Genomic DNA, 13,188 nt, shown 5'->3' on the forward strand with positions numbered 1-13,188 from the left:
GAGCTGATGCATGACGAGGTGACGCACGAGGACGGTGAGGCGCTCGATCGCGCGGGTCTCGAATCGGCGATGGCGTCGGACCTGCGCGCACTGTCGGCAGCGTCGGAGCAGATCGGTCGGGTGTTCGCCGGGCGGCATGATCTCAGCGCGAACGATTTCCAGGCCCTGTTGCGGATCATGGTCGCCGACGTGGACGGCGAACCGCTCACGGTCGGCAAGCTCGGGTCGTCGCTGGGGATGTCGTCGGCGGCGATGACCTACCTCGTGGAGCGGATGATCACCTCCGAACACATTCGGCGCGAGCCGGATCCGACCGATCGCCGGCGGGTGATCCTGCGCTACGACGAGCACGGCATGGAGGTGGCGCGCGAGTTCTTCGGACCGCTCGGCGCGGTCACCCGCGCTGCGCTCGCCGACCTCGACGATGCCGACCTCGCCACTGCGCACCGCGTGTTCGGGGTGTTGATCGATGCACTGCGGGGCTACGCGCGGGATCTCGGCGAATCGCCGGGCTAGCGGCCGGTCGCTTCGCCGCGGCGAACGGTGCGCTCGATGCCGTCGAGGATCTCGGGCCAGAAGCGGCGCGCGAGATCGTGACCCATGTCGGGGACGATCATGAGTTCGGCGTCGGGGAGAGCGCGTGCCGTCGCCTCACCGCCGGAGTGGGCGATCACGGGGTCACGGTCGCCGTGGATGACGAGCGCGGGCATCGTCGATTCCCGCAGTCCCGCGGTGCGGTCGGTCTCGGCGAAGATCGCGGCGATCTGGCGTCCCGAGCCGGATTCGTCGGTGGACCGTGCCAGTGACCGCGGCATGATGTGGCGGACGTCGTCGGTGTCGGCCTGGGTGCGACCGCGTGAGCCGATGCGTTCGAATGCCGCGATCATGTCGTCGACCGGATCGGGCTTAGGGATGCGCAGTGCCGCGAGCAGATATCGCTTCGACGACTTCCCGGTTTTGTCGTCTCCGGGTCGGCCCATGATCGAGACGAGTGACCGGACGCTGTCGGGATGTCGGATCGCGGTCTGCTGCGCGATCATCGATCCGAGCGACACGCCGACGATGTGCGCGCCGTTCGGTGCGACCGCCCGGATCAGTCCGCCGGTGTCGTCGGCCATGTCCTCGAGGGTGTAGGCGACGGGCGCGCGGCGTCGAAGGTATTGCAGCGCAGTGGGTACCGGACCGCGCAGTCGGGTCGACCGGCCGACGTCGCGGTTGTCGAAGCGCACCACCCGAAGGCCTCGTCGGGTCAAGTCGAGGCAGAAGTCATCGCGCCACCACAGCATGTCGAGACCGAGTCCCATGATGAGGAGAACGGTCGGCGGTGGTTCGGGTGCCGGCTCGGTCGTCGGTTCGAACACCTGGAAGCACAGGGTCACCGCACCGACACGGAGGAACTGCTCGGGCGGCGTGGTCTCGGCGGCGGTCATCGGACGCGAGTCTAGGCCGCCGGTCGGATCAGAAGGGCGGGTCGACATCCTGGTCCGGGTCGGAGGCGTGGGCTTGTTCCTCGGCTTCGCGGGTGCGGCGGTTGTGTTCGCGTTCTGTCTGTCGGCGGGCGTGTTTGTCTGCCAGGCGTGGTCGGCGTCTGGTCGGTGCAGGTTCTGGGCCGTCGGGGTGGGTGGTTGGTGGTGCGTTTTCGGGTGCGGTGAACTGGATGTCTTTGAGCGCGGGGAACAGGTCGTCGCCGGTGAAGGCGGGCCCATCCACTGTGAGGCCTTCGGGGGTGATGATCACCCGTTCGGTACGGCCATCCCGTGAGTGGGTTTGGTCGTCGAGGAACGCGGTGTGGGTTTTGAGGTTGTGGTGGAACCGGCACTTCGACCCGGTGTTCCCCGGACACGTCTGTCCGCCGTGTTCGGGGTGGTCGTGGTCGTATTCGCGGGTGTGGTCGATGTCGCACACCCATGCGGCGCGGTCGCAGCCGGCGACGTCGCAGTACAGGGATCGGGCCCGCACAACGGTGTCCAACGCCGTCGACGGCCGGTAGGGGTTGCCGGGGGTGTGGGGGGCGATCGGGTCATCGAGATGCCCGATCGGTTTGACCGACACCCCGGGCTCGTGCAGTAGCTCGTCGAGGTGGGCGGGGGAGATGACGCCGTAGCCGTCGAGGAAACATGGTGTCTCCCCGTCACCGGCGACGGTCTCGAGGTCGCAGATGACGTGCAAGGTCATGTTGCTGCCGGTGCCGGGAATCTCGCGCACCGCGGGCGCATCCGGGTCGGGGACCGTCGGCGCGTCGCAGTCGTCGTTCCCGCAGTGGCATTCCCAGGCGACACCCATGACGAGGCTGAAGTGGGCATCGGACTTCCGTGCGGCCAACGACCGGCCATCGTTCTTGCAGACCGCACGGGCGAGGGCGTCGACGCGTCGCGAGATCTGGATCGCTCTCTCCGCCGTACTGGTGGCCTCCACCCGGGCCATGCCGTCCTCGAGGCGTTCGGTCCAGAACCCCCGCGCATCCACCGCCGCTTTACGTCGGGCCCGAACGGCATCGGGGTCGACCCGGTAGACGCTGCGGTCGACCATGTCCCGGATCCGTGACGGTGACCACGACCCCCGCCGACGCAACGCCGCCGCGACCTCGCCGTCCACGGTCTCCTGCGCCTCGTGGTCGAGGAGGAGGTCGGTGCGTTCGACGATCGTCCGCACATACCGCGGCGAGAGACGCCCGTCCCGCAAACACTCAGCCACTTTCGGTAGACGATTGCGTAGAGCGACAGCGGTGTCCACGAGTCGTTCGGCGGCGCCCTGCGACATCGAATGGGTCAACGCGATCCGGGCCGCGCACTGCATCAATGCATCAAATGTCCGCCGATCCGAGGTCTCCTCGGGTCCCACCAGTTGGCGGTGGAGTTCCCCGGCGTCGCGGTAGCGGGTCCATTCCAGGTAGGCCTGTCCTGCGGCGGCGTGAACCATGTTGCCCAACAACGAGTTTACCGGCGCGTCGACGTGGTAGGTGAGCAACCCCACCGACCCCGCCTCCACCCCAGCCCAACCCCCGTCGACCATGAACCAACCCTAGAACAGGGGTACGACAATCCCCGGCTGCGCGATTTTCAGGCTGTGAACAGTGTGCTTCTGTGGATGCTTTGTCGCGGGGCGTCGGCCTGTGGATCAGCGGGTGACCGTTAGAACTGCAAATGTGTACGATCATGGCGGCGCTGACGGGCAGCGCCCCTGCTGTCGGAGGGGGTCGGACACGTGACTGTGGAGGCGGTCGGTCCAACTCGCGCGTCCCTCGTCACCTCGGTGCTGAAATGCGGACACGCGATCACCGGCGACGCGAGCGGGGCCTTTAGTGACTGAATCGGTGTCCGAGAACTCCGCATGGACGATGTCGGCCCTGCAGTTTCGACTGCTTTGGGCAGATGCAGCCGGGACACAGTTCCCTGCTGAGCTCTGCGCATTCGGCGATGAGAAGTACGACACCGCCGACGACCAGATCGCGACCGAGAAATCGGAGCTCACCCGCCTTCGCGCGGCCACGACGTCGGCGAAGTCTGAGGCCATCACTGCCTTGACACGGCCGCGCTACACGATCGGAATGCTCGGGCTCGACGCCCGAAAACCACTCTCCGACACTTCGAGTCATCTTCGAGTAGTGAGTGCATGGGGTGGATCGGGTGAGCACGTCATCGTGGTGCGCCAGAAGCCGGGACCGTCGCCTTCGCACGGTGGTGAGGTGTCGGTGACGCGATCCCGGCTCGACACCTGGACCGACGATCTTGTTCGCCTGTTGCCGACTTCCAGCGGCCCGGGGCGACTTCCGGCCGATGCCGACGTGCCGTTCTACGACCTGCCCATCGACGTGGAGGTGCTACGCCAGGTGTCGGCGGATGCGCCGAAAACGACCGCGGCGGGGGCCTTCGTCCATGAGAAGCCCACCACCTGTGGGTCGATCCGGGTGCAGGTCGGCTCAGAGGTGGACGGACGGCGCCCCGAGCGGCTCACGCTGCAATACCGCGACATCGACAAAGACGGACGGTATCTGCTGGTGATCGACTCTCCCGGGACTGCGGTGGGGGTCGATGATGCCAGGATGGCATCGAGCATGAGACGTGCAGTGAACGCCGTGAAGAAGCGATACGACTCGCGCGCGAGCGCGGAATGGGGATGATGGTGCGTAGGCAATTCGGAGTCGGCGGGGCGTTCGTCAGCGTGTTGGCAGCGACTGTGGTGGCTGTGTCGGCGTGCAGTTCCGGTGGCGGCTCGGCCGACCCTGCGCCGTCGTCCTCGGCGAACATCCAGTCAGCGTCGGTCGCCCCGAGTGTCGAGAAGGACTCCGTTCTCGACCTCAACTCGACCAAGGACATGACCGGCGTCGTCACCACCGTCCCGATAGGCAAAAGCCCCTACGACAAGAACATGCCCGATATCTGCGGATTCATCACACCTGAAGCAATGAACAAGCTCGGCGTGGACAGCAAGAAAAAAGGGTTCGTTGGATCGCCACTCGTCTATCAAAACTGTACTTTAAAAAAATCGATATCGAACGACTCTATTTTCGCGGCGAATATTTTTGTAAACAACTTGACCGAACATATGTCCGCTCCTTCGTTAAAGCCAGTCGGGACCGGAGAAGTAGCCATATTCTCCAATGTAAGGGGTTTTGAACTGCGGGATTCGGATACGAACGACGTAGGAGGACCGTACTCGTGTGAGGTTGCGTGGGGGACGTTTTATGGAACGGCAACAACGCAGCTGATTGATTTCAAGTCCGAAGATAGAATCTGCGATCGGACCCTCGCCGCAGCGCGAATCCTGGGTCCGCTGCTTCCCAAGTCGCCGAGTCAGATGAGGCCTACGTCGTGAGCGGAGAGGATTTTCGACTTGACCCCGACGCCGCCACGAAGGTTGTCAACGCTTGCAGTGTCCTCGCTGGTGTCATCGACGGCTTGTTAGTGGGCGCAGGAAATTTGAAAAACGCGTCTGGCAGCGGAATTTATGCGTCGGGAAGTGCTCTTGATAAAGGGCTTCACAATTTAGGTATCCTGGCTGACAACGCTCTGAAACTCCTCAAGAAAGAAATTGAAGACGTCCAACAATCGGCGCGAGCCGCGGGGCAACGACTAATCGATCAGGACGACGAATCTCAGCGGGCTATTGCGGCCGCGTTGAATTCGCCGGATGGGATCAATCCGCTGACGAAGCAGGCGACAGGGATGACGGAGTATCCGTTACCGAAGTCGAACGACCCGCTGGCGGGTGCAACGTCGATGCTGGGGCAGCCACACGGTTCTCCGACGGCGGGGCCGTTTCCGTTGGGGGTTACTCCCGAGCCGCTTCCGAATTTTAATCTCGATCCGGCGCTGGCTGCACTAGGCGGTGCAGTTCCGGGCAATCTGACGACGCTGGCGCAGCAGTGGGCGCAGCTGGCACAGCAGTTACAGGCAGCGTTTGCGAACTTCGACGCACACATCTCGATTCTGGGGACCGAGGTCTTCTCCGGCGAGGCGGCGTCGAAGATGAAGCAGTCGATGACCCAGTTCTCGGATAGTGGCAAGCGGATCTCCGATGAGGCGCAGGCGAACTCGACTGCCATCTCGTCGTGGGCGGGCTGGGTGGAACATTCGAAATCGCAGGTGCAGATGTTGCAGCACAACCGCGAAACCGCTCTGGCGTCGGCAACGCCTGAGAACGCTCTGGTGGTGCATCAAAGCTTCGACGGATTGTCTCAATCTCAACTGAGTTCCACGTGGAACCCGCCAGTTGGCACGATGAACGGGTCGATGGTGAACCTGTCGGATCCGACGAGTCCGGTGGCAGGGACGCCGTTGTACCTGCCCGGCATGGGGCCGAAGGCCCCTAGTGGTGGGAACAACACTCTTGCTGGTGGCCAGTTCTCTGGTGGTTCCGGTGGTAACTCCGGAGGTGGAGGGGGAGGTGCCGGCGGCGGAGGTGCTGCTGCCACGGCGAGTCGTAACGCTGCTTCGCAACTCCAGCGTTCCGGCAGTGGTACCCCGCCCACCACGGGCGCGGCGGCGAGTGGCGCAAAGCCCGGTGCGGCACCCTCGTCGGGCGCGGGCAATCCTGCGTCTGCCGCATCTCAGATGGGTAAGTCCGCAGAGGGTCTCACCCGCGGTGGTCTGGGGTCGGCGTCGACGAAGTCGTCGGGTCTGGGCGCGATGAAGGACGCTGCGGCGGCTGAGAAGGCGGCCGCAGAGAAGGCCGCGATGAAGGCTGCCAAAGCCGGTGGAGGCGGCGGTGGGGGAGGAGCCGGTGCCGGTGCAGGCGGACTCGGCAAGGCCGGAGCGAGCGAGAGCGCACTGAGCGCTCGTGGCGCGGGCGCGATGTCGGCGGCGGAGAAGGCGTTGGCCGCCGAGCAGGCCGCGACATCGAAAGCCGGCCCGGCGGGTACATCTGCGGCGCCCATGGGTGGCCGTGGCGCCCAGGCCGGCGGGGAAGGCGACGGTAAACACAAGACTGCGCGCTACCTGAGGTCGACAGAGAACGGCGAGGAGATCGTCGGCGAACTCGACGACGTGGCACCGACCGTGCTTGGGGGTCTGAACCTCGACACCTCCGACGACAAGCCCACCCCGCCGCGACAATCGCGCTGAACGACTAACCCTCTCAGCGCTCGATCATCTGCATTTGAGCCGCATTGTGATGCTCGCCGGCGGCGGCCGGGAGTGAATCCAGACGTGAGAGTTGTTCGGCGGTCAGGGTGATCGCATCGGCGCCCACGTTCTCCTCGACCCGCTCACGACGCTTGGTGCCCGGGATCGGCACGATGTGCTCGCCGCGCGAGAGCAACCAGGCGAGAGCGACCTGGCCGGTGGTCGCGCCGGCCTCGGCGGCGACGGCCTCGACGATCTCGACGAGTTCGAGGTTGCGCGCGAAGTTCTCGGCCACGAATCGAGGATTGTCGGCGCGGAAGTCGTCCGACGCGATCTGATCGACCGAGCGGATCTGGCCCGTGAGGAATCCGCGCCCGAGCGGCGAATAGGGCACGAACCCGATGCCGAGCTCGGCCAACACCGCCAGGACACCGTCCTCGGGGTCGCGCGTGAACAACGAGTACTCCGACTGCAACGCGGTGATGGGATGCACCGCATGCGCGCGGCGAATGGTGCCGACCGCCGCCTCCGACAGACCGAGGTGCCGCACCTTGCCCTCGGCCACCAGCTCGGCCATCGCGCCCACGGTGTCCTCGATGGGGGTGTTCGGGTCGACTCGGTGCTGGTAGCAGAGGTCGACGTGGTCGACGTCGAGCCGCCGCAGCGAACCCTCCACCGCGGCGCGGACATTGGCAGGGCTGCTGTCGGCGCCGTCGCCACCCTGGTGCGAGATGAGCCCGAACTTCGTGGCCAGCACCACCGAGTCACGTCGACCCTTCAATGCGCGACCGACCAACTCCTCGTTGATGTACGGCCCGTAGACCTCGGCGGTGTCGATCAAGGTGACGCCGAGGTCGATGGCGCGGTGGATGGTCCGGATCGACTCCTCGTCATCACTGCCCGCCCCGCCGTAACCATGGGACATGCCCATGGCGCCGAGTCCGATTCGTCCTACTTCGAGTGTCCCGAGGGTGGTTGTACGCATGTGCCCGTTGTACTCCGTTGTGTGCGAACGTGAAACGGCGCCGCTCCCGGCTGGGGGAGCGGCGCCGTCGCAGTGGAGACGAAAGCGTCAGCGACGCTTGATGATGATCGCGGCGATGATGCCTGCGATCACGGCGAACACACCGGCGAGCAGCGCCGGGTTCGACGCGGCCTTCTCGACATCGTTGCTGTCGATGCTGCGGATGTTCGATGCCACCTTGTCGGCGACCTCGTTGACCTTCTTCTCCGCGTTCTGCGCGACGTCCTTCGCCTGCTCCTTCGCGTCAGACGCGACATCCTTGGCCTTGTCGGCGACCTCGGAGGCCTTCTCCTTGGCATCGTCGGCGGCGCTCTCGGCCTTGGCCTTCGCGTCCTGCGCGATGTCCTTGGCCTCTTCCTTGGTGCCCTGGGCCGCGTCCTTCACCTGGCCGGCGACATCCTTCGCCTGAGCCTTCGCGTCCGAGGCGGCGTCCTTGGCCTTGTCGGCGACCTCATCGGCCTTGTCCTTCGCCTCGTCGGCGACGTCACCGGCAGCGTCGGCAGCCTTGTCCGCGGCGTCGGAGACCTTGTTGCCGGCCTGCTTGGCCTTCGCGCCCGCCTTGTCGGTGGTGCCCTCCGCCTTGAGGTCGTCGTTGTCGGTCGCCTCGCCAACGGCCTTCTTGGCCTCGCCGGCGACTTCCTGTGCCTTGTTCTGGGCTTTGTCGATGAAATCTGCAGCCATGGGAATCCACTCCTTTGTGATCACCGGGCCCGCTGGGTCTCGAGCCGCTCTCGTACTACTTGTCTGTTGTTGTCGTAACGGACAGCCGTTATGCACGAACTCCCTATCGTGATGACTATCACGATAGGGAGTTCGGCAGACATCGAGCTCAGCCTCGCAGCGTGCCCGTCAGGTGCGGGTAGCCCTTGCTGCGGTTGAGCACCGAGACGTCCCAGCCACCTTCGGTGCTGTCGACGTAGCCGTTGACCTTCGCGGGCAGCAGGATCGGCTTGCCAAACTTCGCCTCGTAGGTCACCTCGTCGGGGAGGTAGGCCTCCACGTTCGCGAGCACCGCCGCCGCCGTCCACATGCCATGGGCGATGGCACGCGGGAAACCGAACGCCTTCGCGGTCAGGTTCGCCATGTGGATCGGGTTGCGGTCACCGCTCGCCGCGGCGTACGAGCGGATCCGCCCGAGGTCCACGGCCAACGACACGTCGGGCGCCGGCGGACGGTGATCCTTCGGCGGCGTCGACTTCGGTCCGCCCGACAGCGACGTGCGCTGCTGCTTGAGCAGGGTCGAGGTCTGCTCGGTGACGAGTTCGCTGCCCACGCTGATGCGGCTCACGATGTCGACGAGCATGCCCTTGCGGTGTTCACGGAGGTTCTCGGCGTGCGTGGCGATGCTCAACGGCTCACCCAGCGCGATCGGACGGAGCCGGTGGATGCGGTTCTCCAGGTGCACCGAACCGACTGCACCGAACGGGAACGCAGGCGCGACCATCGTCTGCATCATCAGCGGGAACTGCGCGACGAACGGATAGGTGAGCGGCAGGTGCTCACCGAACTGCTGCCCGGTCGCGAGGCAGTACTGACGCACCTTGTCGATGTCGGTCTTCAGCGCCGACACCGTGTAGACGGTGTCGGGCAGGGTGGCGTCGGGACGTACCGAACCGCCCTTGCCGATGCCGGGCAGCATGCCCAGCACCGCGCTGCGGTAGACGTCGGACGTCGCCGGAAGCGACTTCAGCGCAACGGTGTTGGCCATGTCAGGCGCCCAGCAGGGCCTGGCCGCACACGCGGACCACGTTGCCGGTGACGGCCGACGACGCCGGGTTGGCGAAGTAGGCGACGGTCTCGGCGACGTCGACGGTCTGTCCACCCTGCTGCAGCGAGCTCATCAGGCGGCCCGCCTCACGGGTGGCCAGCGGGATCGCGGCGGTCATCGCGGTCTCGATGAAGCCGGGCGCCACCGCGTTGATGGTGATGCCCTTCTCGGCGAGAACCGGCGCGTAGGCATCGACGAGGCCGACGACTCCGGCCTTCGAGGTGCCGTAGTTGGTCTGGCCGCGGTTGCCCGCGATACCGGCGATCGACGAGACGTCGATGACGGCGCCACCGGACTTCAGGGCGTCGGCGGCGACGAGGTCGTCGACGAGCTTCTGCGGGGCGATGAGGTTGACGGCGATCACCGAATCCCAGCGGCCCTCGTCCATGTTGGCGAGCAACTTGTCGCGGGTGATGCCTGCGTTGTTGACGATGATGTCGAGGCCGCCGTGGCGCTCCTTGACGTGCTCGGCGAGCTTGGTGCCGGCGTCCTCCGCGGTCACGTCGATCGGGAACGCGGTGCCGTTGACCTTGTTGGCGGTCTTCGACAGCGCCTCACCGGCGGCCGGGATGTCGGCGACGATGACATGCGCGCCGTCACGGGCGAGCACCTCGGCGATGGTGGCGCCGATGCCGCGGGCCGCACCGGTCACGACGGCGACCTTGCCCTCGAGCGGCTTGTCCCAGTTCGCGGGGGCGGTGGCCTCGTCGGTGCCGACGCGGATCACCTGTGCGTCGACGAAGGTCGACTTGGCCGAGAGGATGAAGCGCAGCGTCGACTCGAGGCCCGAGAGGCCGGTCGAGGCGCCGGGCGCGACGTACACGAGCTGCGCGGTCGAACCCTTGAGCAGCTCCTTGCCCAGCGAGCGGGTGAAGCCCTCGAGTGCGCGCTGGGCGACACGCTCGTTGGGATCGGTGATGAGCTCGGGGGTGGTGCCGATGACGACGAAGCGCGCGCAGGGGGTGACCGACCGCATCACGGGGTTGAAGAACTCGTAGATCTCCTTGAGGTCCTTCGGCGAGGTGATGCCGGTCGCGTCGAGGACCACGCCGCCGAACTTGTCGGCCGACTTGCCGGTCGTGTTGTTGCTGATGACCTCGTAGTCGGGCGTCGAGAGCATCTCGCGCAGCGGCTCGATCAGACGTCCCGAACCACCGAGCAGCACCGGACCGGTGAGCGCCGGGTCGGACGGCTTGTAGCGACGCAGCGGCGGCGGCACCGGGAGGCCGGCCTGCTTGGCGAGGAACGACCCGGGCAGGGAATGGACGAACTGCGAGTACAGGCCGGTGTTTCCGTTGGCTGACACGGCGGAACTCCTTTTCGATGGGGCGGTGTTCGCTGTGGCTGGTCGGCCCAGCGCGCGATGGTGTGATCGAGGTTCGACAGGTATCTTACTCGCGAGTAAGAATACTCCATAGCGTCCTCACGACACCCGGGAGATCTCCAAGTGGCTACATCAGCAAGCAAGTCCAAGACCGCCGCGAAGGCCAAGACCCTGCGCCCGGTGGCGATCGTCGGCGGCAACCGCATCCCGTTCGCGCGCCAGAACAAGGCCTACGCGAAGGCGAGCAACCAGGACATGTTCACCGCGGCCCTCGACGGCCTGGTCAGCCGGTTCAGCCTGCAGGGTGAGCGCCTCGGTCTCGTCGCCGGTGGCGCCGTCCTCAAGCACTCGCGTGACTTCAACCTGATCCGCGAATCGGTCCTCGGTTCGTCGCTGTCGCCCTACACCCCGGCCATCGATGTCCAGCACGCCTGCGGCACCGGTCTCTCGGCGGTCTCGTTGGTCGCCGACGGCATCGCGACCGGCAAGTTCGACGCCGGCATCGGCGGCGGCGTCGACACCACTTCCGACGCCCCCATCGCCGTGTCCGAGCCGCTGCGTCAGGCCCTGCTCGAGGTCAACCGGGCCAAGAGCACCGCCGACCGCGTGAAGGGTGTGCTCGCACTGCTGCCCAAGCTCGGCATCAACATCCCGCAGAACGGTGAGCCGCGCACCGGCATGTCGATGGGCGAGCACGCCGCCATCACGGCCAAGGAGTTCGGCATCAAGCGCGCCGACCAGGACGCGTTGGCCGCTGCGAGCCACCAGAACATGGCCAAGGCGTACGACGAGGGCTTCTTCGACGACCTCATCACGCCGTTCCTCGGCCTGACCCGCGACGAGAACCTCCGTGCGGACAGCTCCGTGGAGAAGCTCGCCAAGCTCAAGCCCGTCTTCGGTGTCGGCCTCGGCGACGCCACCATGACCGCCGGCAACTCGACCCCGCTCACCGACGGCGCGTCGGCGGTGCTGCTGGCCTCCGACGACTGGGCCGCGGACAAGAAGCTCCCCGTCCTCGCCCACCTCGTCGACGTCGAGACCGCCGCGGTCGACTACGTCAACGGCCCCGACGGCCTGCTGATGGCGCCGACCTACGCCATCCCGCGTCTGCTCGAGCGCAACGGCCTCACCCTGCAGGACTTCGACTTCTACGAGATCCACGAGGCGTTCGCGTCGGTCGTGCTCTGCACCCTCGCCGCGCTGGAGTCCGACGAGTACTGCAAGGGCCGCCTCGGACTCGACGCCGCACTCGGTTCGATCGACCGCAGCAAGCTCAACGTGAAGGGTTCCTCGCTGGCCGCGGGGCACCCCTTCGCCGCGACCGGCGGTCGCATCGTCGCCCACACCGCGAAGATGCTGCACGCCAACGGCGGCGGTCGCGCACTCATCTCGATCTGTGCCGCCGGTGGCCAGGGCGTCACCGCGATCGTCGAGGCCTGATCACCCTCACCGGATAATCGCAGGTCACCGGGCCCGGAAAAATTCTTTCGGGGATTGTGTAACGCCCGGCCCGGTGACCCCGATATCCCCTACAGCTTCGGCTGAGCTGCCAGACCCCCGACCCGGCAGCTCGGCCGAAGTTTTTTGTGCCCCATGGCCCCGGTTTTAACTTAGGTTAGCCTACAGTCATGGGAACTGTGTTCGGCGCCGTCGTCGCCATCTCCGACCCCGCGCCGCGAATCCGTCGCCTCGTGTTCGACGTCCCGTCGCTCGCCGACCTCGGACTGCCGGGTGACGCCGACGACGCGGTCGGCATCTACTTCCCCGAACCCGGACAGGTCGCGCCGCCGGCGATGGAGTGCCGCGACGGCGTCTGGGCCTACTTCGATCTCGACACCGCACCGCACGGCCGCAACTACTCGATCCGCACCGCCGGTCCCGGCCCACGACAGATCACCGTCGACATCGTGCTGCACGAACGGGGGATCGCCAGCGACTTCGCACGCTCGGCGTCGATCGGCGATCAGGTCGTCCTCGCCCACGCCCGCAGCTGGTACCACCCCGACCCCGCCGCCGAGTGGCAACTCCTCGTCGCCGACCTCTCCGGTCTGCCCGCCCTCGCGCGGATCATCGAGGAGTGGACCGCCGGTACGCCGGGCATCGCGATCGTCGAGGTCGCCGACGATGCCGATCTCGCTTACCTGCCCACCCACCCCGACGTCACCCTCATCACCTCGGTGGGGACCGGCAACGGCTACGCCGCCGGCGCCCTCGCCGACCACATCCGTGCGCTCGAGCATCCCGCCGGGCGGGGCTACTGCTGGTTCGCCGCCGAGGCCTCCGAATCGCGAGCGGTGCGCAAACACCTGCGCCGTGAACACAACTGGGCGCGGGAGCAGTACGACATCCTCGGCTACTGGCGCTTCGACGCCGAGACCTGGGATCAGAAGTTCGAGTCGATGAGCGACGAACTGGTCGCGGTGTACTCGCAGGCCCTCGCCGACGGCAAGGGCGACAAGGTCGCCTCCGAGGAGTTCGATCTCGCGCTCGAACGCGCCGGCCTGTAGCC

Annotated in this window: 12 protein-coding genes; 6 read left to right on the forward strand and 6 right to left on the reverse strand. The window is 66.4% G+C overall.

From position 1 onward, the window contains the following. The first annotated feature begins 6 nt into the window (after positions 1 to 6). Positions 7 to 516 carry a MarR family winged helix-turn-helix transcriptional regulator gene (locus ACLBW1_RS03830; RefSeq protein WP_447810181.1) on the forward strand — a complete coding sequence of 170 codons (510 nt, stop codon included), beginning with the start codon at positions 7 to 9 and terminating at the stop codon, positions 514 to 516. On the opposite strand, the gene ACLBW1_RS03835 is transcribed toward ACLBW1_RS03830, so the two are convergent. Together ACLBW1_RS03835 and ACLBW1_RS03840 are read right to left on the reverse strand one after the other, a co-directional pair. Next, positions 513 to 1,430 (reverse strand): alpha/beta fold hydrolase, encoded by a 918-nt coding sequence (locus ACLBW1_RS03835; protein WP_447810182.1) that lies wholly within the window; start codon positions 1,428 to 1,430, stop codon positions 513 to 515. The genes ACLBW1_RS03830 and ACLBW1_RS03835 overlap by 4 nt on opposite strands. A 28-nt stretch (positions 1,431 to 1,458) precedes the next feature. Further along, positions 1,459 to 3,012, reverse strand: coding sequence for a DUF222 domain-containing protein (locus tag ACLBW1_RS03840; RefSeq protein ID WP_447810183.1), 1,554 nt, complete (start codon positions 3,010 to 3,012; stop codon positions 1,459 to 1,461). 289 nt (positions 3,013 to 3,301) lie between these two features. Between ACLBW1_RS03840 and ACLBW1_RS03845 the strand changes: the two genes are divergently transcribed. Genes ACLBW1_RS03845 through ACLBW1_RS03855 form a run of 3 tightly spaced genes read left to right on the forward strand, consistent with a single transcriptional unit; the run spans position 3,302 to position 6,563 of the window. Then, complete coding sequence (locus ACLBW1_RS03845; RefSeq protein ID WP_447810184.1) at positions 3,302 to 4,120, forward strand: hypothetical protein; 819 nt, start codon at positions 3,302 to 3,304, stop codon at positions 4,118 to 4,120. Beyond that, positions 4,111 to 4,815, forward strand: coding sequence for a hypothetical protein (locus tag ACLBW1_RS03850; RefSeq protein ID WP_447810185.1), 705 nt, complete (start codon positions 4,111 to 4,113; stop codon positions 4,813 to 4,815). The genes ACLBW1_RS03845 and ACLBW1_RS03850 overlap by 10 nt, the downstream gene beginning before the upstream one ends. Beyond that, positions 4,812 to 6,563, forward strand: a complete 1,752-nt coding sequence (locus ACLBW1_RS03855) for a hypothetical protein (RefSeq protein WP_447810186.1) — start codon at positions 4,812 to 4,814, stop codon at positions 6,561 to 6,563. Before ACLBW1_RS03850 ends, ACLBW1_RS03855 begins: the two co-directional genes overlap by 4 nt. A 13-nt stretch (positions 6,564 to 6,576) precedes the next feature. Here the strand turns inward: ACLBW1_RS03855 and ACLBW1_RS03860 are convergent, their stop codons facing one another. The 4 genes from ACLBW1_RS03860 to ACLBW1_RS03875 all read right to left on the reverse strand — a co-directional run bounded on the left by ACLBW1_RS03860 (position 6,577) and on the right by ACLBW1_RS03875 (position 10,661). Continuing rightward, positions 6,577 to 7,548 (reverse strand): aldo/keto reductase, encoded by a 972-nt coding sequence (locus ACLBW1_RS03860; protein WP_447810187.1) that lies wholly within the window; start codon positions 7,546 to 7,548, stop codon positions 6,577 to 6,579. An 87-nt stretch (positions 7,549 to 7,635) separates the two neighbouring features. After that, entirely contained in the window at positions 7,636 to 8,268 is a 633-nt protein-coding gene (locus tag ACLBW1_RS03865; protein WP_447810189.1) for a CsbD family protein, read from the reverse strand. 148 nt (positions 8,269 to 8,416) lie between these two features. After that, on the reverse strand, positions 8,417 to 9,295 hold the full coding sequence (locus tag ACLBW1_RS03870) for a MaoC/PaaZ C-terminal domain-containing protein (protein ID WP_447810190.1): 879 nt from the start codon (positions 9,293 to 9,295) through the stop codon (positions 8,417 to 8,419). A 1-nt stretch (position 9,296) separates the two neighbouring features. Continuing rightward, complete coding sequence (locus ACLBW1_RS03875) at positions 9,297 to 10,661, reverse strand: 3-oxoacyl-ACP reductase (RefSeq protein ID WP_447810191.1); 1,365 nt, start codon at positions 10,659 to 10,661, stop codon at positions 9,297 to 9,299. Positions 10,662 to 10,802: 141 nt separating this feature from the next. On the opposite strand from ACLBW1_RS03875, the gene ACLBW1_RS03880 reads away from it, so the two are divergent. Together ACLBW1_RS03880 and ACLBW1_RS03885 are read left to right on the forward strand one after the other, a co-directional pair. Beyond that, positions 10,803 to 12,119 carry an acetyl-CoA C-acetyltransferase gene (locus ACLBW1_RS03880; protein ID WP_447810192.1) on the forward strand — a complete coding sequence of 439 codons (1,317 nt, stop codon included), beginning with the start codon at positions 10,803 to 10,805 and terminating at the stop codon, positions 12,117 to 12,119. 188 nt (positions 12,120 to 12,307) lie between these two features. Then, a complete protein-coding gene (locus tag ACLBW1_RS03885) occupies positions 12,308 to 13,186 on the forward strand; it encodes a siderophore-interacting protein (protein ID WP_447810193.1) in 879 nt (292 codons plus the stop codon). Positions 13,187 to 13,188 lie beyond the last annotated feature (2 nt).

The sequence above is a fragment of the Williamsia sp. M5A3_1d genome (assembly GCF_053345315.1).

Coding starts and splice junctions, on each gene's coding strand:
- ACLBW1_RS03830 (WP_447810181.1), top strand. CDS start 7: ATGCATGACGAGGTGACGCACGAGGACGGTGAGGCGCTCGATCGCGCG.
- ACLBW1_RS03835 (WP_447810182.1), bottom strand. CDS start 1,430: ATGACCGCCGCCGAGACCACGCCGCCCGAGCAGTTCCTCCGTGTCGGT.
- ACLBW1_RS03840 (WP_447810183.1), bottom strand. CDS start 3,012: ATGGTCGACGGGGGTTGGGCTGGGGTGGAGGCGGGGTCGGTGGGGTTG.
- ACLBW1_RS03850 (WP_447810185.1), top strand. CDS start 4,111: ATGGGGATGATGGTGCGTAGGCAATTCGGAGTCGGCGGGGCGTTCGTC.
- ACLBW1_RS03860 (WP_447810187.1), bottom strand. CDS start 7,548: ATGCGTACAACCACCCTCGGGACACTCGAAGTAGGACGAATCGGACTC.
- ACLBW1_RS03865 (WP_447810189.1), bottom strand. CDS start 8,268: ATGGCTGCAGATTTCATCGACAAAGCCCAGAACAAGGCACAGGAAGTC.
- ACLBW1_RS03870 (WP_447810190.1), bottom strand. CDS start 9,295: ATGGCCAACACCGTTGCGCTGAAGTCGCTTCCGGCGACGTCCGACGTC.
- ACLBW1_RS03885 (WP_447810193.1), top strand. CDS start 12,308: ATGGGAACTGTGTTCGGCGCCGTCGTCGCCATCTCCGACCCCGCGCCG.